Annotated in this window: 16 protein-coding genes; 4 read left to right on the forward strand and 12 right to left on the reverse strand. The window is 67.8% G+C overall.

Going from position 1 to position 19,149, the window contains the following annotated elements; genetic code table 11:
- Positions 1 to 2 precede the first annotated feature (2 nt).
- The 5 genes from ACFWUU_RS17210 to dxs form a co-directional block, all read right to left on the reverse strand.
- Positions 3 to 1,310: a hypothetical protein gene (locus ACFWUU_RS17210; protein WP_380176667.1), complete on the reverse strand. Its 1,308-nt coding sequence runs from the start codon at positions 1,308 to 1,310 to the stop codon at positions 3 to 5.
- A 55-nt stretch (positions 1,311 to 1,365) separates the two neighbouring features.
- Entirely contained in the window at positions 1,366 to 2,847 is a 1,482-nt protein-coding gene (locus ACFWUU_RS17215; protein WP_380176669.1) for an APC family permease, read from the reverse strand.
- 70 nt (positions 2,848 to 2,917) lie between these two features.
- On the reverse strand, positions 2,918 to 4,204 hold the full coding sequence (locus ACFWUU_RS17220) for a hypothetical protein (protein ID WP_380176671.1): 1,287 nt from the start codon (positions 4,202 to 4,204) through the stop codon (positions 2,918 to 2,920).
- Positions 4,205 to 4,339: 135 nt separating this feature from the next.
- On the reverse strand, positions 4,340 to 5,677 hold the full coding sequence (locus ACFWUU_RS17225; protein ID WP_380176673.1) for a hypothetical protein: 1,338 nt from the start codon (positions 5,675 to 5,677) through the stop codon (positions 4,340 to 4,342).
- Between the two features lie 28 nt (positions 5,678 to 5,705).
- Positions 5,706 to 7,598 carry a 1-deoxy-D-xylulose-5-phosphate synthase gene (dxs, locus tag ACFWUU_RS17230; protein ID WP_380176675.1) on the reverse strand — a complete coding sequence of 631 codons (1,893 nt, stop codon included), beginning with the start codon at positions 7,596 to 7,598 and terminating at the stop codon, positions 5,706 to 5,708.
- Between the two features lie 169 nt (positions 7,599 to 7,767).
- Between dxs and ACFWUU_RS17235 the strand changes: the two genes are divergently transcribed.
- Positions 7,768 to 8,268 carry a DUF402 domain-containing protein gene (locus ACFWUU_RS17235; RefSeq protein WP_137254830.1) on the forward strand — a complete coding sequence of 167 codons (501 nt, stop codon included), beginning with the start codon at positions 7,768 to 7,770 and terminating at the stop codon, positions 8,266 to 8,268.
- Positions 8,269 to 8,834: 566 nt separating this feature from the next.
- Positions 8,835 to 9,329 (forward strand): DUF402 domain-containing protein, encoded by a 495-nt coding sequence (locus ACFWUU_RS17240; protein ID WP_380176677.1) that lies wholly within the window; start codon positions 8,835 to 8,837, stop codon positions 9,327 to 9,329.
- On the opposite strand, the gene ACFWUU_RS17245 is transcribed toward ACFWUU_RS17240, so the two are convergent.
- A complete protein-coding gene (locus ACFWUU_RS17245; RefSeq protein ID WP_380176679.1) occupies positions 9,326 to 9,961 on the reverse strand; it encodes an alpha/beta hydrolase in 636 nt (211 codons plus the stop codon). The two genes, ACFWUU_RS17240 and ACFWUU_RS17245, sit on opposite strands and share 4 nt — an antisense overlap.
- Positions 9,962 to 9,965: 4 nt before the next feature.
- The gene (locus tag ACFWUU_RS17250) at positions 9,966 to 11,474 is read right to left on the reverse strand and encodes a CocE/NonD family hydrolase (RefSeq protein WP_380176681.1); all 1,509 of its coding nucleotides are present in this window, start codon (positions 11,472 to 11,474) and stop codon (positions 9,966 to 9,968) included.
- A gap of 122 nt (positions 11,475 to 11,596) precedes the next feature.
- On the opposite strand from ACFWUU_RS17250, the gene ACFWUU_RS17255 reads away from it, so the two are divergent.
- Together ACFWUU_RS17255 and ACFWUU_RS17260 are read left to right on the forward strand one after the other, a co-directional pair.
- The gene (locus ACFWUU_RS17255; protein ID WP_380176683.1) at positions 11,597 to 13,504 is read left to right on the forward strand and encodes a Na+/H+ antiporter; all 1,908 of its coding nucleotides are present in this window, start codon (positions 11,597 to 11,599) and stop codon (positions 13,502 to 13,504) included.
- Between the two features lie 9 nt (positions 13,505 to 13,513).
- Entirely contained in the window at positions 13,514 to 13,930 is a 417-nt protein-coding gene (locus ACFWUU_RS17260) for an HIT family protein (RefSeq protein ID WP_380176685.1), read from the forward strand.
- Here the strand turns inward: ACFWUU_RS17260 and ACFWUU_RS17265 are convergent.
- From ACFWUU_RS17265 to ACFWUU_RS17285, 5 genes are all read right to left on the reverse strand, one after another.
- The gene (locus tag ACFWUU_RS17265) at positions 13,907 to 14,482 is read right to left on the reverse strand and encodes a GNAT family N-acetyltransferase (RefSeq protein WP_380176687.1); all 576 of its coding nucleotides are present in this window, start codon (positions 14,480 to 14,482) and stop codon (positions 13,907 to 13,909) included. The genes ACFWUU_RS17260 and ACFWUU_RS17265 overlap by 24 nt on opposite strands.
- Positions 14,466 to 15,020: a HEAT repeat domain-containing protein gene (locus tag ACFWUU_RS17270; protein WP_380176689.1), complete on the reverse strand. Its 555-nt coding sequence runs from the start codon at positions 15,018 to 15,020 to the stop codon at positions 14,466 to 14,468. The genes ACFWUU_RS17265 and ACFWUU_RS17270 overlap by 17 nt, the downstream gene beginning before the upstream one ends.
- Before the next feature lie 31 nt (positions 15,021 to 15,051).
- On the reverse strand, positions 15,052 to 15,282 hold the full coding sequence (locus ACFWUU_RS17275; protein WP_380176691.1) for a cold shock domain-containing protein: 231 nt from the start codon (positions 15,280 to 15,282) through the stop codon (positions 15,052 to 15,054).
- 14 nt (positions 15,283 to 15,296) lie between these two features.
- Positions 15,297 to 18,071, reverse strand: coding sequence for an aconitate hydratase AcnA (gene acnA, locus ACFWUU_RS17280; RefSeq protein ID WP_380176693.1), 2,775 nt, complete (start codon positions 18,069 to 18,071; stop codon positions 15,297 to 15,299).
- 138 nt (positions 18,072 to 18,209) lie between these two features.
- On the reverse strand, positions 18,210 to 19,142 hold the full coding sequence (locus tag ACFWUU_RS17285) for an LLM class F420-dependent oxidoreductase (RefSeq protein ID WP_380176696.1): 933 nt from the start codon (positions 19,140 to 19,142) through the stop codon (positions 18,210 to 18,212).
- Positions 19,143 to 19,149 lie beyond the last annotated feature (7 nt).

Genomic DNA, 19,149 nt, shown 5'->3' on the forward strand with positions numbered 1-19,149 from the left:
CCTTACCCCTTGAACTTCTTGGTGCCGGCTACCAGCTGGGCGGGGGTCAGGCCCGTGTCTTTCTTGAGGGATGTGGCGCCGTGTTGGGACATGTCGGTGTAGAGGGTGGCTAGGTTTTTCTCGCCTAGTTTGTTGGCCAGGTATTCGACGATCCACCAGCTGCTGCCGTACGCGCGGTCTGCGTCGGCGTCGAAGAGGGTGGTGTCGGGTAGGGCGGTGAGCTTCGGGAGGTACGCCGACTTCACGCGCTTGCGGTACGGGTCGACCGACCAGTGCGGGTCGTCCTCGATCGAGCGGCAGCGGACGTACTCCGCCATGCCCTCCACCATCCAGATCGGCGTGTAGATGCCGAGCGTCGACGTCGCGACGTGGGTCATCTCGTGCACCAGCAGATCCTTGTCGAGGCGCTTGCGAAGCGCAGGATTGATGACGATGCGGCTGCCGATGGGAGGACCGATCGGCTTGCCGAGTTGCTCGCCCTCGTAGAGCGTGACCGCCTTCGCCGCGATGGTCCAGCCGTCGCCGGTGCCGGCGGTCCAGATCGTCGACATGACGCGGTCCTGCGGCATCGCCACCACCAGTACGGCGCCGTTCCACGGCCGGGCCCAGCGCTTGCGGACCGACTTCACCGCCTTCTCGGCAACCTGCGCGACCTTCGTACCCAGGCTCGCTTCCCGCTTGTCCACAACCACGACGACGGTCCCACGCCGTACCACCTGGACCTCGTCGAAGTCCCACGGCTGACGATGGCCGTCGCGGCTGAGGTTCTCGTCCGTCCCGGTGTCGTCGACAAGCACCCACGCGCCGGCCCGCTGGACGAACGTGTATCCGAGGTCCGTCTGCACCGGCTGCGGATCCAGCCCGACCAACTGGTACCGCATCATCACCCGCGTCGAGAACGTCGTCGGCCCGAACTTCGAAACCAACCCCGGCACCGGCCGGAACGCATCCGCGGTGAAGTACTTCAGCGACCTGAACCCGAACTTCCGCAGGTTCACGAACAGCAGCCGCTCACGCGCAACCAACTCGGCCTGCTTCGGATCGACCGAAGCCAGGAACCCCTTCAAATCACCCTTGAGTACGGCGGCCGACCGCCGCGCCAGCACCGCATCGATCGCCTGCTTGCGCGCCAACTCTTCGGCCGGACCGAGCTCCCCCGGCGTCGGCGAAGTCGCCCCCATCGCGACAGCCGCGACGGCACTACCACCAGCTGGTGCCTCGCCGTTCCGGGCCCGTACGGCGACAACCGCACCAGACGCTGCGAGCACCAGCACGGCAACGCCTGCGAACAGGCGTTTCGGGTGATTCATTGGTGTTCCCCTCGGATGGTCGGCTGATCCTAGCCGACCATCCGAGGGGTCTGGATCACGCCTTCTGCGCCTCGCCCGTCTTCTCCTCGAGGCCGACCCGGCTACGCCGGTAGCCGTACAACGCGTAGACCGCGAACCCGAGCACCATCCAGACCGCGAACCGCAGCCAGGTCTCCAGCGACAGGTTCAGCATCAAGTACACGCAGATGATCGCGGCCAGGATCGGCACGACCGGGTTGCCCGGCACCGTGAACGACCGCTTGATGTCCGGCCGGCTCTTCCGCAGCAGCGGTACGGCGATCGACACCAGCGTGAACGCGGCCAGCGTGCCGATGTTCACCATCTCTTCCAGCTTGCCGATCGGGGTGACCCCGGCGATGATCGCGACGACGATGCCGATGCCGATCGTCAGGCGGTACGGCGTACCCCACTTCGGGTGCGTCTTGCCGAGCTGACGGGGCATCAGGTGGTCGCGGCTCATCGCGAACACGACGCGCGCCGCACCGATCATCAGCGTCAGTACGACGGTGGTCAGACCGGCGACCGCACCCGCGGAGATCAGCGTCGCGAAGCCGCCGCGGCCGACCGAGCGGAACGCCTCGGCCAGCGCGGCTTCGCCGTTGATGTCGGTGTACTTCACCATGCCGGTGATGACGATGCAGACCAGCACGTACAGCACGGTGCAGATCGCCAGCGAGCCGATGATGCCGCGCGGCAGGTCGCGCTGCGGGTTCTTCGCCTCCTCGGCGGTCGTCGCGACCACGTCGAACCCGATGAACGCGAAGAACACCAGCGACGCACCCGACACCAGACCCATCACGCCGAACGTCGACGGCGTGAAGCCGAACAGCGCCTGGAACAGCGGCGTGGTGATCGTGACGTCGCCGTTGGGCGCCGGCACGCTCGGCGGGATGAACGGCGAGAGGTTCGAGCCCTTGATGTAGAACAGGCCGGCGATGATCACGAACAGGACCACGAACAGCTTGATGCCGACCAGCACCAGGTTGACCCGCAGCGACTCCTTGATCCCGATGGTCGCCAGTGTCGCCAGGACCAGCACGAGCAACATCGCCAGCACGTTCACGTGACTGTCAGGCCCGATCGACGACGGCCAGCCCAACCCGATCTCTTCGAGGAACAAGGCGGCGTACGTCGACCAGCCCTGCGCCACGACGCTTGCCCCGAGCATCAACTCGAGCAGCAGGTCCCAACCGATGATCCAGGCGAAGATCTCGCCGAGGGCGAAGTACGAGAACGTGTACGCCGAACCCGACACCGGCACGGTGGACGAGAACTCGGCGTAGCACAACGCGGCCAGCGCACAGCAGATCGCGGCCAGTACGAACGACAGTGCGATCCCCGGACCGGCGTACAGCTTGGCCGCGCGGCCGGTCAGGGTGAAGATGCCGGCGCCGATGATCACGCCGATGCCGAAGACGGTCAGGTCGATCGCTGTGAGGCGTTTCTTGAGCTGGTACTCCGGCTCGTCCGTGTCGGCGATCGACTGCTCGATCGTCTTCTTCCGCACAAGACTCATCTGCGCCTCCTCAAAGGTGGACGGAACCCTTCGAGGTTGCCTCTCTGACAGCGCGAGGTCAAACCGCCACTCAGCGTTGCGGCGTATACGTCGCCAACGACGTCCACAGCGTCGCCTCGGTGAGACCGGTGCGTTCCATCAGGATCCGGTCCCGCGCGGCCTGGTCGGTGCCGTTCATCGCCATGTCCTCGTACAGGTCCTCGACCTTGTCGAGTCCGATCCGCTGGACGAGGTACCGGACGGCGAGCCAGCTCACGCCGTACACGTCGGCGGAGTTCTGGTAGAAGCCGGCGTCGCTCGGCAGCGCGGACAGTTGCGGCAGCGCCTCGTCGATCACCTCCTGCTCCCATTTGCTGACCTCACCAGGTCCGCTGATCGCCTCGATGCCCTTCCAGGACACGTACTCCGCAGCGCCTTCGGCCAGCCAGAGTGGTTCGTATCCGCCGAGGTCCGCGGTGGCGACATGGGTGATCTCGTGCGACAGCAGGATCTCGTCGACGCGGTCGCGCTCGTTCGGGTTGACGACGATGTATCCGCCGGCGACCGTACCGTCAGCGGTGTCCTGACCGGGCAGCGAGGAGAACGTCGAACCGGTGCTGGCCGCGGACTCGATGTCCTCGTCGGCGAACCGCGCATCGCGTACGTCGGTCTCGTCGAGAGCGACCACGAGCACCGAGCCGTTCCATCTGCGCGGCCAGTACGCCGTCACCTCGTTCAGGCCCTCGGTCGCGGCGGCCACGATCGCCCGCCCGCGCCTCGTGTCGCCCTTCTCGACCACCACGAGCACCCGCGGGCCGCGCTGCACCTCGATCCGGCCCAGGTCCCACGCCTCGCGGTGCGCGCCCGGACCGAGATCGCTGTCCAGATCGTTGTCGTCGGTGAGCAGCCAACGGCCGGCCTTGGAGATGAACGTGTAGCCGAGCTCGGTCGTCACCGGCGTGAAGTCGACCTTCGGGATCTGGTACCGCATCAGCACCCGCACGAGGTACGTCGTACCGCCGTGAGCACGCACCACGGCCGGGTTGAAACGCTCCTCGGCCTGGCTGTAGCCGACCTCGCTGAAGCCGATCTCGACCAGGTTCGCGAACAGGACCTTCTGGTCGGCCCGCAGCTTCTTGTTGGCCGGATCCACATCGGCCAGGAACTGCGCCTCGTTGCCGGTCTGCACGGCCTGCGCACGGCGGAGCAGGATCGAGTCGACGGCGACCCGGCGCGCGGCGATCTGCGCGGCGATCCGCGAGGGCTTCGTCGCCTTCGGAGCAGTCGGTGTGGCGGTCTGGATCGCGGTCGGACGATTGCGTGCGTCGCGCTCGCGCTCTTCAACGGTGTACACCACGCCGCCCGAGACAAGGGCCACCGCCAGAACGAGCCCCAGCCAGCGGCGGGGGCCGGTGGGCGGCCCTGAAACAGGCGTCGTTGCACTCACTTCGGGTCGTTCCCCTCCGAGTACCCGATGGTCGCAGCCGGGCTACCCTACTCGACCCACCGCGCTTTATGCTGCCGCAGCAGCCTTCAGGGCAGTGAAAAGTCCCGACTCGGTCATCCCGATATGTTCGAGCATGATCCGGTCGCGTTCCTTCTGGGTAGAGCCCATCGCCGCGAGTTCGCGGTACAGCGTGCCGACCTCGGTCCCGCCGAACCGCGTGAACAGGTAGTCGAGCGCGAGCCAGGACATCGGGTACGAGCTGTCGGCCTGGTCGAAGAACGTCGCGTCCGCCGGCAGACCCTTCGCCTTCGCGAGGTACTTCGTCCGGACGTCCTGCCGGTACTGCGGGATCGCCAGGTTGGTCTGCCCCGTCATCGGCAGGAACTCGATGTACGTCGCGGCGCCCTCGACCAGCCAGCGCGGCGCGTACGGACCGTACGGCGCGGTCGCGACGTGGGTGAACTCGTGGGCGAGCGTCCGGGCGTCGACCTTGTTGCGGTTGAACGGGTTGATCACGACGTACGAGTCGGCCCGCTCCCCCGCGGCGGTGACCTCGCCGGGCAGCGTGCGGTACACCCAGGTCGCCATCGCGATCGCGTCCTCGGCGTTCTTCGGCTGGGTGTAGTCCGCGCCGCGAACGGTCTTGTCGTCGAGCGCGATCACGACACCGGAGCCCTTCCACCCGCCGGGCCAGTTCTTGCTGACCGCCTGCACGGCGCTGACGGACATCGTGATCAGCTTCGCCGCCAGCGCGTCCTGGCCCTTCTCGACGACCACGAGCACGCGCGGCGCCCGCTTGACCAGGACCGGGCCGGTGTCCCACGCCTCCTGGTGCGAGCCGCGCGGGAGACGCTTGTCGATGTCGGAGTCCGAGACCAGCATCCACGTCCCGTTCGGGCGCTGGGTGAAGGTGTACCCGAGCATCGCCCGGACCGGGACGAGGTCGATCCCGCGGATCTGGTACGTCATCGCGACGGCGACGAGGTACGTCGTCGGGCCGTCCCTCTGCACGACGCTGTCGTCGTACTGCTGGGCCAGCTGCTGGTAGCTCAGCTTGGCGAAACCGAACTGGCGAAGGTTCGTGAACAGGGTCCGCTGGCTCGCGAGCAGCCGTGTGTTGGCGGGGTCGACGTCGGCCAGGAACTCCGTCTCGGTGCCGGCCAGCACGGCATGCGCGCGCCGCTTCAGTACGACGTCGACGGCTGCGGTGCGAGCAGCCAGGTCGACGTTCGCCGTACTGGCCACGCCGGCCGCGGCGTCGTCGGCGTGCTGGCTCGAGCGATGCAGCGCGAGTCCACCGGCGACCGCGGCTCCGACCAGAACAAGCGACAACAGGATCGGCCAGACCCGGCCCGACCGGCGTCGGGCACCACCGTGGCGACTGTGCCGCCCTGCCTCAGCCACGGTCCTGGGTCCTGGTCAGTGACGCTGTCTAGGCGTTGCCCGGGCGGTCGCCCGCCGGGTCGGGCGCATTGAGGGCGTCGCCGTGGTGCTCCGACAGCAGTTCGGTGATCTCGCGGGCCAGCTCCTGCCCGGTCAGCCCGATCTCCTGCAGTACGGCGGGACGCTTCGCGTGCTGGAGGAACTCCTGCGGGATGCCGAAATCGCGGATCGGGGTCTCAATGCCCGCGTCGCGAACCGCCTGCGCGATCATCGAGCCGCAGCCACCGGCCCGGCCGTTGTCCTCGATCGTGGCGACCAGCTTGAAGTACTCCGCCAGCTCGACGAGCTCGGGCGCGACGGGCTTCACCCAGCGCGGGTCGACGACGGTGACACCGAAGCCGTGCGCCTCGAGACGATCCGCGACGTCCATCGCGGTCGCCGCCATCGCGCCGATACCGACGAGCAGTACGTCGTCGCCGGTCCGCTTGAGCACGTCCAGCTGGCCGATGCGGTCGATCGCCTCGATGTCCGGGCCGACCTCGCCCTTCGAGTACCGCAGTACGGTCGGGGCGTCGTCCACCTCGACTGCCTCGTTGAGCAGCTCCTGCACGCGCTTGCCGTCGCGCGGCGCGGCCAGCCGGAGGCCGGGGACGACCTGGAGGATCGACATGTCCCACATGCCGTTGTGGCTCGGGCCGTCGTCGCCCGTGACACCGGCGCGATCCAGCGCGAACGTGACGCCGCACTTGTGCAGAGCGACGTCCATGAGGACCTGGTCGAAGGCGCGGTTGAGGAACGTCGCGTAGATGGCGACGACCGGGTGCAGACCGCCCATCGCGAGACCGGCCGCACTCGTCACCGCATGCTGCTCGGCGATGCCGACGTCGAAGGTCCGGTCCGGGAACTCGTCCGCGAACGCAGCCAGGCCGGTCGGGTGCAGCATCGCCGCCGTGACCGCGACCACGTCCGGGCGGCGGTGGCCGATCTTGATCAGCTCGTCGGAGAACACGTCCGTCCAGCCGCGCGGCTTGTTGGCCGGGCGGACCTGGTGGAAGTTGTCCTCCTCGTCCTGCTCGGCGGCGGCGTACCCGAAGCCCTTCTTGGTCACCGCGTGCACGATCACCGGTCCGCCGAACGCCTTCGCGCTGCGGAGCGCGTCCTCCATCGCCTCACGGTCGTGGCCGGCGACGGGTCCGACGTACTTCAGGCCGAGGTCCTCGAACATGCCCTGCGGGGCGAGCATGTCCTTCAGGCCCTTCTTGATCCCGTGCAGCACCTCGTACATCGGCGGGCCGACGTACGGCGTACGGCCGAGGTTCTTCTTGATCAGGTCGAGGACCTTCTCGTACCGCGGGTTGGTGCGCAGGGTGGTCAGGTGCGTCGCCAGGCCGCCGACGGTGTCGCTGTACGAGCGGCCGTTGTCGTTGACGATGATGACCAGCTTGAGGTCCTTGGCGGCGGCGATGTTGTTCAGCGCCTCCCAGGCCATACCGCCGGTCAGGCCGCCGTCGCCGATCAGGGCGACGACGTGGCGGTCCTCCTTGTTCAGCCGGTACGCCTTGGCCAGGCCGTCGGCGTACGAGAGAGCCGTCGAGGCGTGGCTGTTCTCGATGATGTCGTGCTCGGACTCGGCGTGGCTGGGGTAGCCGGACAGGCCGCCCTGCTGACGGAGCGTGTCGAACTTCGGTGCGCGGCCGGTGACCAGCTTGTGCACGTAGGCCTGGTGACCGACGTCGAAGACGAGGCGGTCGCGGGGCGAGTCGAAGACGCGGTGCATCGCCAGGGTGATCTCGACCATCCCCAGGTTCGGGCCGAGGTGACCCCCGGTCCGGGACACGGTCTCGACCAGCACGTCCCGGATCTCCGCCGCGAGATCGGTGAGCTGCTGATTAGTCAGCTTCTTGAGGTCCGCCGGACCTCCTACCGTCTCCAGCACGCCCATCGAGCTCCTCCCGCAGGTCTTTCTCGAATGCTTGAGTCTATGCTCGCCTCGCCCGGAATCCGAACTCGGAAACGGGCCGTTGAGCCGGTCTTGGGCAATCTCACACTCCAAGACGCTTCCCGGGAGTCGCTGGTTCGGCGTGGTGTGCGTCTCACTTAGAGTCATCGGTATGGACCTGGTGAGGACCCTGTTCCAGAAGTACGACGGGCAGCCGCATCGGCTCGTCGAGGCAATCCGCCTCGGCGAGGACGAGCACGGGCTGTGGGTCGGCTCCGTCCCCGGGACCCAGGGTCAGCGGGCTGACGGCAGCTGGAAAACCATCGACCACCACCGGGTCCGGCTCTTTCCGCGCGGTCAGTGGTGGAGCGCGCTCTTCAACGACGAGCCGCACCAGACCGCCATCTACTGCGACATCACCATGCCGGCGGAGTTCGGCGTCGACTCGGTGACGCTGGTCGATCTGGATCTGGATATCCGGTTGTTGCGCGACGGCACCGTCCACGTCATGGACGAAGACGAATTCCATGCCCACCAGGTCCGCTACAACTACCCACCCCAGGTAGTAGCCACCGCCCAGGCCACGTGCGACCACTTGGCCGCCACCATCACCACCACAGAACCCTTCACGACCGCCTACAAGCCATACCTCGAACTCATCCGAAGCATGTGAGGTACTGCGGCCAGCCCTCGCGGAGCTACGGGCGGCTCCTTCGTCGCCGTCCTACGCGCCGCCCCACCCACCCCCGGGGCTATCGCCCCGAGCATCCCTTCCGGCTATCGCCGGGTTCTTCCGGCTGCCGCCGGACTTGCGGGCTATCGCCCACACCCGTGCGCGCTGCCGCGCGGTGACCGCCCCGTGGTGCGGCCGATGCGTGATGGGCAAGCGACACGTTTCGCAAGGGTGCGAACTGCCGCGGCCGACGGGCGACTGATCCCGGCGGCACGAGCTATTGCCCCCACGCGAGCTCCTGGGGAGACAGCAACCGGCCCCCGTCGGCTAGGAGCCCCCCTGAGCCGACAAGGGCCGATCACGCGTGTCGGGGTTTCCGGCACCACACCATGCTCGGTCGCATTACGCGACCGGTCCACTCCCCAGCGCAAACTTGCATGAACCTGCAGAAACCGCGGACCAGCCCGAAGACGACCAACTCCGCCGTACTCAGGAGTCACATCGACATCGGCCGAAGGGTGGCTGCTGCTCCGTGGGCGCACCTTTCGGCCGATAGGTTTGGGGTTATGCGTGATGTCCGGGTGGTGTACCGCAAGTACGACGAGAAGTTGCATTGGCATCAGTGGATGCGGTTTCTCGGGGAGGATGAGTACGGGGTGTGGTTGGGGGCGGCGGCGGGATCTGTGTCGCAGCGGGGTGATGAGCCGGTGGTGACGCAGGAGCAGGCTCATGTGCAGCTGTTTCCGCGGGGTAAGTGGTTCACGGCGCTGTTCAACGACGAGCCGCGGTACACCGAGATCTATGCGGACATCACCACGCCGGTGGAGTTCTCCGACGATGTGGTGACGATGATCGATCTGGATCTTGATGTGATCAAGCGGCGGGACGGGAACGTGTTCATCGACGATGAGGACGAGTTCGCCGAGCATCAGGTGCAGTACGGGTATCCGGCCGACGTGATCGCCACCGCGCGCGAGACGTGTGACTGGCTGGTGGAAGCGGTGTCGACCGAGGAGCCGTTCCTGACCGTCTACAAGACGTACCTCGACAAGGTTCGTTAGGCGAAGGCCCAGGCGGCCATCAGCGGGAGTTCCTGGCGCCAGAAGTCGTCGCCGTGGTCGCCTTGCCGCTCGGTGATGACGACGTCAGCGCCGGCGTCGCGGAGTGCGTCGGCCCAGCGGGTCGCGTTCTCGAGGAACCACGGCTCCTCGGTACCGCCGACGAAGTACGAGCGCGGCAGCGAGCTCCCCATGTCCCCGGGTGGCTGGTATCCCCCGCCAGGTGACGCGCAGAAGATCGTTCCGTAGAGGTCGGGATGGCGGAGCCCGATCGCGAGCGCCAGTTCGCCGCTCGCCGAGACGCCGAAGATCGCCGTACGCTCAGCCGGCAGCTCCAGATCAAACCGCGTTCGCACCCACGAGCGGACATCCTCGACGAAGAACTTCTCGTGCGCCGCGAACCGCTCCGGTTCGAACCCGGGCGAGTACTCGTGCAGCCGCTCCATCTCATCGTCCAAGCGGTGCGAAGCGACGAGCAGCGTCGGCGGTACGTCGTCCGCCGCATTGAGGAACTCGCCCCACTGCGAGATCAGCTGACCATCCCCCGCGAACACGACCGCTTCAGGCGTCTCGGCCGGCACATACGCGGTGACGTCCCGACCCCCGTCGTACTCGAACGTTTCCGTGACCAGCATCGTCCTACCTCACCGAATGGATGCGCAGCGTGCCGTTCTTCAGCATCATCACACCCGGAAGGGGTCCACGCTGCCCGGCGTACATATCGGCGACCGGGGCGACGGTGAGGTACAGATTCTGGCCGGCCGGTACGTCGACCGCGATCGCCGGCAGCTCGATCGTGCGTGAGACTCCCCGCGCCGGATGCTTCTCGCGCAGCGGCATCGTGTTGTTCTGCACGATCTTCGCGGTCAACGGGCTCTTGCCGACACTCAGCGCGAAGTACGCCGCAGACTGCGGGATCACCGTGTAGACGCGCGCCGTCAGCGTCGGCGTACCGGCGATTGTCAGCGGGCCCTTGGCGATCGGCAGGTTGACGGGCAGACCGACGCCGGTCGGGGCAACGATCTTGCCGAGCCGATAACTCTGGTTCGGCGTCAATTTCTGTTGCGTGAGGCAACGACCGTCGGCGGTCGACAGGTGGTAGGTGCCGAAGCCGGTCAGACCGGTCGACTTGTGCAGGAGCTGGAGTTCCATGAAGCGGATCGAGAGACTCGCGAAGTTCGGCGATCCGAGCGCGATCGAGCACGGGTCGCCCGCGGTCGCATAGCCGGGCGGTACGACGCTGGGCAACGTGTGACCGCCGTTGTACCCGACGAAGATCGACCGCGCCCGTGCTCGTGACGTCAACGCATGGTCGAAGTTCGCAAGGCCCTGATTGAGATTGAAGAGGTTGTCCGAGACCCCCTGACCGAACAGGACCGGCAGATCCAGCTTGCGGCCTTGCGCGACGTGCCACGCCGGACCGTTCTGCGCGAAGAACGCATCGAGGTCCCGACCCGCCTTCCCCGCCGGCCACGCGCCGGTCGCGATCAGCGCCACGAACGCCGCCGAGACCGCAGGCGGGAGATGCGTACCGCCGCCCGCGAACAGGATCGACAACCACATGGTCCGCGCGGCTTCCTGCGGCGCGAGGCTCTGCTTGAGGTCCCACCAGGTGACCTCCGGCGCGAGCGCGTCGAACCGGGTCCGCCCGCTGTCGCGCAACTCGGTGAACGCCCCGGCGAACTGGTACCCGCCGCCGTACGATCCGCCGATCGCGCCGATCAACGGATCGCCCGGCCGCTGCTTCGTCACCCAGTCGAGGCCGGCGACCAGGTCGACGAGCTTGACGACATCGCGACCCTCGTAGTCCGGGTTCATCACGTGCGCGACGCCCGTGCTCTCGCCGAAGCTGCGCTGGTCGAAGCTCAGTACTCCCAACCCCGCGTCGAGCCAGTCCTTGAACGCGGCAGAGTCCTTCGTACGGCTGCCGCCCCACCCGTGGCTGTGGAAGATCAGCGGCACTGTGTGCTGCGCGGAGGCCGTCGCCGGTTTGAAGAGCGAGTAGCAGATCCGTACGGGCGTCGTCGTACCGGGCTCGGGCACCGAGGCGACGCATCCGTTGACCACCGTGGTGTCGGCGGCCGCTGGAACCACGGGCGACAACAGGAGAGCAACGACACCTGCAAGAGCAAGCACACGACGACGCATCAGTCACTCCTGGTGATCGGCTGCTCACACGCTAGAGGACCACCGCCAGCCTGACCAGCCCCGGACTCAGCCGTGGGCGAACCAGGCAGTGCAAATCCGCTGTGCACTGCGACACTGTGCGCGTGCATATCGCGATCGAGGTCGTGGCCCTCGTCGCCGTCGTCGCGGCCGGTGCCGCGCTGGCGCGACGGATTGGGATCTCGGCTCCCCTGCTGCTGGTGGTCATCGGGATCGCCGTGTCGTACCTGCCGTTCATCCCCCGGATCGAGCTCGCGCCCGAGGTCGTCCTGGTCGGGTTCCTGCCGCCGCTGCTGTACTCGGCCGCGATCAAGACCAGCCTGGTCGACTTCACCAAGCACCGGCGGTCGATCGGTCTGCTGTCCGTCGGCCTGGTCGCCTTCACCGCGCTCGGTGTCGGCCTGGTCGCCTGGTGGTTGCTCGGCGCGGTCGCGGACTCGATCGGCCAGGAGCCGCTGCCGTTCTGGGCCGCGTTCGCGATCGGCGCGGTCGTGGCGCCGCCGGATGCGGTGGCCGCGACTGCGATCGCCAAGCGCGTCGGCCTCCCCCGCCGGATCGTCACGATCCTCGAGGGCGAGAGCCTGATGAACGACGCGACCGCGCTCGTCTGTCTACGTACGGCGCTCGCCGCAGCCATCGTCGCGCCTACCGTCCTGCACGTCACCCTGGACTTCCTGCGCGCGGCCGGCGGCGGTGTGCTCATCGGTGTGGTGGTGGCGTTCGTCCTGGCGAAGATCCGCCGCCGGTTCACCGATCCGGTCCTGGACACCACGCTGAGCCTGACCGCGCCGTTCGTCGCGTACATCGCGGCCGAGAACCATTACGTGCACGCGTCCGGCGTACTGTCCGTCGTCGTCACCGGTCTGCTGCTCGGGCACAAGGCACCGATCATCCAGTCGGCCAAGTCGCGGATGTCCGAGCGGACCAACTGGCGGACGATCCAGTTCCTGCTCGAAAACATGGTCTTCCTGCTGATCGGCCTGCAGACGCGCTGGATCCTCGACGCCCTCGGCAACAGCCCGCTGCCGGCGTGGTTGATCGCGGCGGCCACGATCGCGGTGTTCCTCGCGGTGGTTCTGCTGCGGCCGATCTGGATCATTCCGACCACGCTGCTCTCGCGGCGGGTGCTCGGTCCATCGCGCCCCGGCCCCGTTTCGAGGCGGGCGCTGATCGTGGTGTGTTGGGCCGGTATGCGCGGTGTGGTCACGCTGGCCGCGGTGTTCACGCTGCCCGAGAGCACGCCGCATCGCGAAGTACTCGTGTTCATCGCCCTGACCGTGACTGCTGGCACGCTGCTCGTCCAAGGGTCGACATTGCCGTGGCTGGTACGGCGGTTGGGTCTGCCCGGGCCGGATCCGGCCGAGGACGCGCTGCAGGAGGCCGCCGTACTGCAAGGAGCTCATCGGGCCGCGATCGAGAAGCTCGACGAGATCTCGTCGCCGTCGGACCCGCCGGCCGTGCTCGACGTACTGCGGCAGCGGGGCGAGGCGCGGGCGCAGGCCGCGTGGGAGCGGCTCGGGCGGCCGGAGAGCGAGTACGAGACGCCGAGCGAGGCGTACCGGCGGTTGCGGATCGCGATGCTCGAGGCGGAACGTACGCACATCCTGAAGGTCCGCGACGCCGGACTGGTCGCCGACGAGGTGCTGCAGCGGGCGCAGAACGCGCTCGACATCGAGGAGTCGATCCTCGACCGCGACGAGGACGACGACGTCGGCGGGCGCTCGGAGGACTTGAAGCCGAAACTGCTGCCGGGCGGGGCGTGCGAGCACCTCGACCAGGCACCGGTGGTGGTCGCGCCGAACACTCCGGACGGCTGCGAGGAATGCATGGCCGACGGCACCTCCTGGGTGCACCTGCGGCTGTGCCTGGGCTGCGGTCACGTCGGATGCTGCGACTCGTCGGAGATGAAGCACGCGAGCAAGCACTACGACGCAGAGAAGCACCCAGTGATGCGCAGCTTCGAGCCAGGCGAGACGTGGCGCTGGTGCTTCGTCGACGAGAAGCTGGGTTAGGTTGGCGGGGTGGCTGACTGTCTCTTTTGTTCGATCATCGCCGGTACGACGCCGGCGCAGATCGTGCTGGACACGCCGGAGGTCGTCGGCTTCCTCGATGTCCGGCCGGTGTTCAAAGGGCACACGCTTCTGGTGCCGCGCACGCATGTGGCGACGTTGGTGGAGTTGCCCGACGGGCTGATGGTGCCGCTCTTCGGCGCGGCCCGGTCGGTTGCCGACGCGGTGCGTACGGCGTTCGACGCGCAGGGGTCGTTCGTTGCCGTCAACAACGTTGTGTCGCAGTCCGTGCCGCACCTGCACGTCCACGTCGTACCCCGCACCAAGGGCGACGGTCTGCGCGGCTTCTTCTGGCCGCGCACGAAGTACGCCGACGAGACAGAAGCCGCGGAGTACGCCGGGAAGCTACGCGCCGCTCTCGCCGGCTAGCTCGTACTCGACCTGCGGGAGCGGGTTGCCGTCGCCGAAGTCGCGGGTCTGGGTGGCGCCGGTCTCGGTGAAGCCGACCTTCGTGTAGAAGCGGCGGGACTGCGGGGTGTCGCGCAACGTCCACAGGTGAACGTGGTTGAAGCCGTCTGCGCGTAGCTGCTGAAGCGTGCTGGTCATCAGCGCGGCCGACACTCCACTCCCCCAGCCGTCGGGGTGCGTGTAGAAGCTGTAGATCTCGGCAAACTCAGGCCGAGTCTCGGACGGCACCGACCACGACATCGCGAGCGGTCGGTCGCCGACGAACCCGATCATCACCAGCCCTTCACCACTGGCCAGCCGCTTGTGCCAGCGGGTCTTACGGCTCTCGACCCCCTCCCGGGCGACGTCCTCGGGGAACATCGGCGCATACGCCGCACCCCACGACGCAGCATGAATCTCCCCGACGGCCGCGCCGTCCGCAGCCGTCGCGAGCCGGGCCGAGATCGGTCCGCTCAGCCCGCTCCCGGGCCGGTCATCGGTCGGCTTGGGGTGGGCGTCAGACGGCTCGGTCAAGGCGTTCCTCCAGTTTGGCCAGTGCGCGCTCGACGGCGACGCGAACGCTGTGATCGGGGTCGTCGGCCAGCGGCCGGATCGCCTCCGCGTGCTCGAACTCCCCCGCCGCCCCGACCGCCCGCACGGCCGCCGCTCGAACCCGCGGCAGTTCATGCTCGAGCATCGGGAGCAGCGCGTCGACGAGCTGCCCGAGCTCGCGCTGCGCCGTGATCCGCGCGACATGCTCACGAACCCGCCACGCCGGATCGCCCGCCGCGACCAGCAACGTGTCGACGACGTCGTCGCGCCACACGTACAGGAACACGCGGGCCGCCCAGACCCGGATCCAGTAGTAGTTGACCGGATCAACCGGCGCCTTCCACCCACCAGGGTTGTCCGACCCCGTGATCGCAACCAGCTTCGGCAGCTCAACGCCGTACGCCGCCTCCCCCGAGATCTCGCCACTCAGGAACGCAACGCACCAGTCGATCACCACGTCCTCGCCGTACTCCGCGCACGCGGCACGCACGACGTCGCGCGGTGACTCCCTGTCGCTCATGAAGTCAGTAAACCGCGCGCCACCGACAGTTCTAGGCCTGCTTGGCCCATTCGGCGCGGTAGTCGTAGCCGTCCTGGCCCGGCGACTCCCAGCGGACGCGGACCGAGCTGCCCGGCGGCAGGGACCGGTATCCCTCGGCCTCGATCACCGAGAAATGGGTCCAGCAGCCGCCGGGGGTGCTGGGGCAGTCGACGACGCCCCAGCCCTCCTCGTCGAGCCAGAACCGGACGACGCCGTCGTCCTCTCCAGTACGACGCTCCATCTCGTCGGCCGCCGTCAGCTCGCGATCAACGAACGCAGTACGTACTGCAGGATGCCGCCGTTGCGGTAGTAGTCGGCCTCACCCGGAGTGTCGATCCGGACGACCGCGTCGAACTCCTTCTTCGCCCCGTCCGTGCCGGTCACGGTCACGTGCACCGTGCGCGGGATGTCGCCGTCGTTCAGCGCGGTCACGCCGCTGATGTCGAAGGTCTCCTCGCCGGTCAGTCCGAGCGACTCCGCGGACTCACCCTCCGGGTACTGCAGCGGGAGCACGCCCATGCCGATCAGGTTCGACCGGTGGATGCGCTCGAACGACTCCGTGATGACGGCCTTCGCACCGAGCAGCGCCGTACCCTTGGCGGCCCAGTCACGCGACGAACCCGAGCCGTACTCCTTGCCGGCCAGGATCACCAGCGGCGTCCCGGCTTCGGCGTACGCCTGGGCAGCCTCGTAGATGCTCGTCACGGGCGCGTCGGACTTGGTGAAGTCGCGGGTGAAGCCGCCCTCGGTCCCCGGCGCGATCTGGTTGCGCAGGCGGATGTTCGCGAACGTGCCGCGAATCATCACCTCGTGGTTGCCGCGGCGGGAACCGTACGAGTTGAAGTCCTTGCGCTCGACACCGTGGTCGGCCAGGTACTTGCCCGCGGGGCTGTCGGCCTTGATCGAGCCGGCCGGGGAGATGTGGTCGGTGGTGACCGAGTCGCCCAGCTTGGCCAGCACGCGGGCACCGGCGATATCGGTGACCGGCGACGGGTCCTTCGCCATACCCTCGAAGTACGGAGGCTTCCGCACGTACGTCGACTCGGCGTCCCAGGCGAACGTCTTGCCCTCCGGCGTCGGCAGCGACTGCCAGCGCTCGTCACCGGCGAAGACATCCGCGTAGTCCTTGGTGAACATCTCCTTGCTGATCGAGCTCGCGATCACCCGCTCGACGTCCTCGGCAGCCGGCCAGATGTCGCGCAGGAACACGTCGTTCCCGTCGGTGTCCTTGCCCAGGGCATCGGTCTCGAAGTCGAAGTCCATCGTGCCGGCGAGCGCGTACGCGATCACCAGCGGCGGGCTGGCCAGGTAGTTCATCTTCACGTCCGGGTTGATCCGGCCCTCGAAGTTCCGGTTGCCGGACAGCACACTCACGACGGCGAGGTCGGCTTCCTGCACGCCGGCCGAGACCTCCTCGGGCAGCGGGCCCGAGTTGCCGATGCACGTCGTACATCCGTAACCGACCAGCTGGAATCCCAGCTTGTCCAGGTACGGCGTGACGCCGGCCTTCTCGTAGTAGTCCGTGACGACCTTCGAACCCGGCGCCAGCGACGTCTTCACCCACGGCTTGCTCGACAGGCCCTTGTCGACCGCGTTCTTCGCGAGCAACGCGGCGGCCATCATCACCGACGGGTTCGACGTGTTGGTGCAGGAGGTGATGCTCGCGATCACGACGTGGCCGTGGTCGAGCTCGACCTCCTGGCCGTTCAGGGAGATCGCGGTCTTCTTCGACGGACGCCCCGGGCCGCCGTGCGGCACGTGCGGCTCGTCGTTCACGTCACCGTGCCCGTTCGGCGCGTCGCTGGCCGGGAAGCTCCCGGTCTCCGACGGGTCGACGTCCAGCTCCTCGGTGGCGTAGTCGGTCAGCGCGCCGCGGAAGGCCTCCTTGGCCTCGGTCAGCGCGACCCGGTCCTGCGGACGCTTCGGGCCGGCGATCGACGGCACGACGGTCGACAGGTCGAGCTCGAGGTACTCCGAGAACCGCGGCTCGACCGACTGGTCGTGCCACAGGCCCTGCTCCTTGGCGTACGCCTCGACCAGCGCGACGTCCTGGTCGCTGCGGCCGGTCAGCCGCAGGTACTCCAGGGTGACGTCGTCGATCGGGAAGATCGCACAGGTGGAGCCGAACTCCGGACTCATGTTGCCGATCGTGGCGCGGTTCGCCAGCGGCACGGCCGCGACACCCTCGCCGTAGAACTCGACGAACTTGCCGACCACACCGTGCTTGCGCAGCTGCTGGGTGATCGTGAGCACGACGTCGGTCGCGGTGGCGCCGGCCGGGACCGAGCCGGTCAGCTTGAAGCCGACGACCTTCGGGATCAGCATCGACACGGGCTGGCCGAGCATGGCCGCCTCGGCCTCGATACCGCCGACGCCCCAGCCGAGCACGCCCAGGCCGTTCACCATCGTGGTGTGGCTGTCGGTGCCGACACAGGTGTCGGGGTACGCGACGCCGTCACGCACCATGACCGTGCGGGCGAGGTGCTCGATGTTCACCTGGTGGACGATGCCGGTGCCCGGCGGGACGACCTTGAAGTCGTCGAACGCGGTCTGGCCCCAGCGGAGGAACTGGTAGCGCTCGCCGTTGCGCTGGTACTCGAACTCGACGTTGCGCTCGAACGCGTCAGCGCGGCCGAAGACGTCGGTGATGACCGAGTGGTCGATGACCAGCTCGGCCGGCGCCAACGGGTTGATCTTGGTCGGGTCGCCGCCGAGCTCGCCGACCGCCTCGCGCATCGTGGCCAGGTCGACCACGCACGGGACGCCGGTGAAGTCCTGCATGATCACCCGGGCCGGGGTGAACTGGATCTCGGTGTCGGGCTCCGCGTTCGCGTCCCAGCTGCCGAGCTTGGTGATGTGCTCGGCGGTGATGTTCGCGCCGTCCTCGGTGCGCAGCAGGTTCTCCAGCAGGACCTTCAACGAGTACGGCAGCGTGTCCGCACCCTCGATACCCGCCAGCCTGAAGATCTCGTACGACTGCCCGTTGACCTCGAGTGCCCCCTTGGCACCGAAGCTGTCGACGCTCGCCATCAACCCGCTCCTCTGTCAGTCCCTATGTCCGCTGCGCCCATCCTGCCCAGCGCGTTGACCGGCCGCGAGGTCAGGTTCCCCTAACCTCGGGCCGGAAACTCTCTCGACATCAAGATACACGACATCGAGCCAACTCCGTTAGGAAACCTGGGGCAGAACCTCGGCCGCGATCAGGTCCAGGTGGTCGAGGTCCTGCAGGTCCATGATCTGGACGTACTGGCGTTGCGAGCCGGCTGCGGCGAACTGGTTGAGGCGGTCCACGACCTCGGCCGGCGTACCGGCGATGGCGTTCGCCTTCAGGTCGTCGACGTCACGGCCGATCGCGTCGGCACGCTGCTTCACCTGGGCGTCGTCCTTGCCGACGACGACGGTGTGGGCCGTCGAGAGCGTGAGCGTCTTCGGGTCGCGGCCGATCGCCTCGCAGGCGGTTTGGACGCGCTGGTACAGCTCGGCAGCGGCGTCGACCGAGCAGAAGTTCGCGTTGAACTCGGCGGCGTACTTCGCGGCCAGTGCCGGCGTCTTCTTCTTGCCGCTGCCGCCGATGATGATCGGCGGGTGCGGCTGCTGCACGGGCTTCGGCAGCGCCGGGGAGTTTTCCAGTTGGTAGTGCTCGCCTGCGAACTCGTACTTGTCGCCTACGGCCGTGTCCCAGAGGCCGGTGATCAGCTCGAGCTGCTCGGCGAGCAGCTCGAAACGCGTGCGGGTGTCGGGGAAGGTCAGGCCGTACGCCTTGTGCTCGGCCTCGAACCAGCCGGCGCCGAGGCCCAGCTCGGCGCGGCCGCCGCTCATCTGGTCGACCTGCGCGACCGAGATCGCGAGTACGCCGGGGTTGCGGAACGTGGCGGAGCTGACCAGCGTGCCGAGCTTGATCCTGCTGGTCTCGCGGGCCAGGCCGGCGAGCGTGATCCAGGAGTCGGTCGGGCCCGGCAGGCCGTCGCGATCGCCCATGGCGAGGTAGTGGTCCGAGCGGAAGAACGCGTCGAACCCGTTCTCTTCGGTCTTGCGGGCGACCGCCAGGAGGTCGTCGTACGAGGCGCCTTGCTGCGGTTCGGTGAAGATCCTGAGAAGCATGGCGCCA

Source organism: Kribbella sp. NPDC058693, assembly GCF_042715335.1.
Classification (GTDB): Bacteria; Actinomycetota; Actinomycetes; order Propionibacteriales; family Kribbellaceae; genus Kribbella; species Kribbella jiaozuonensis.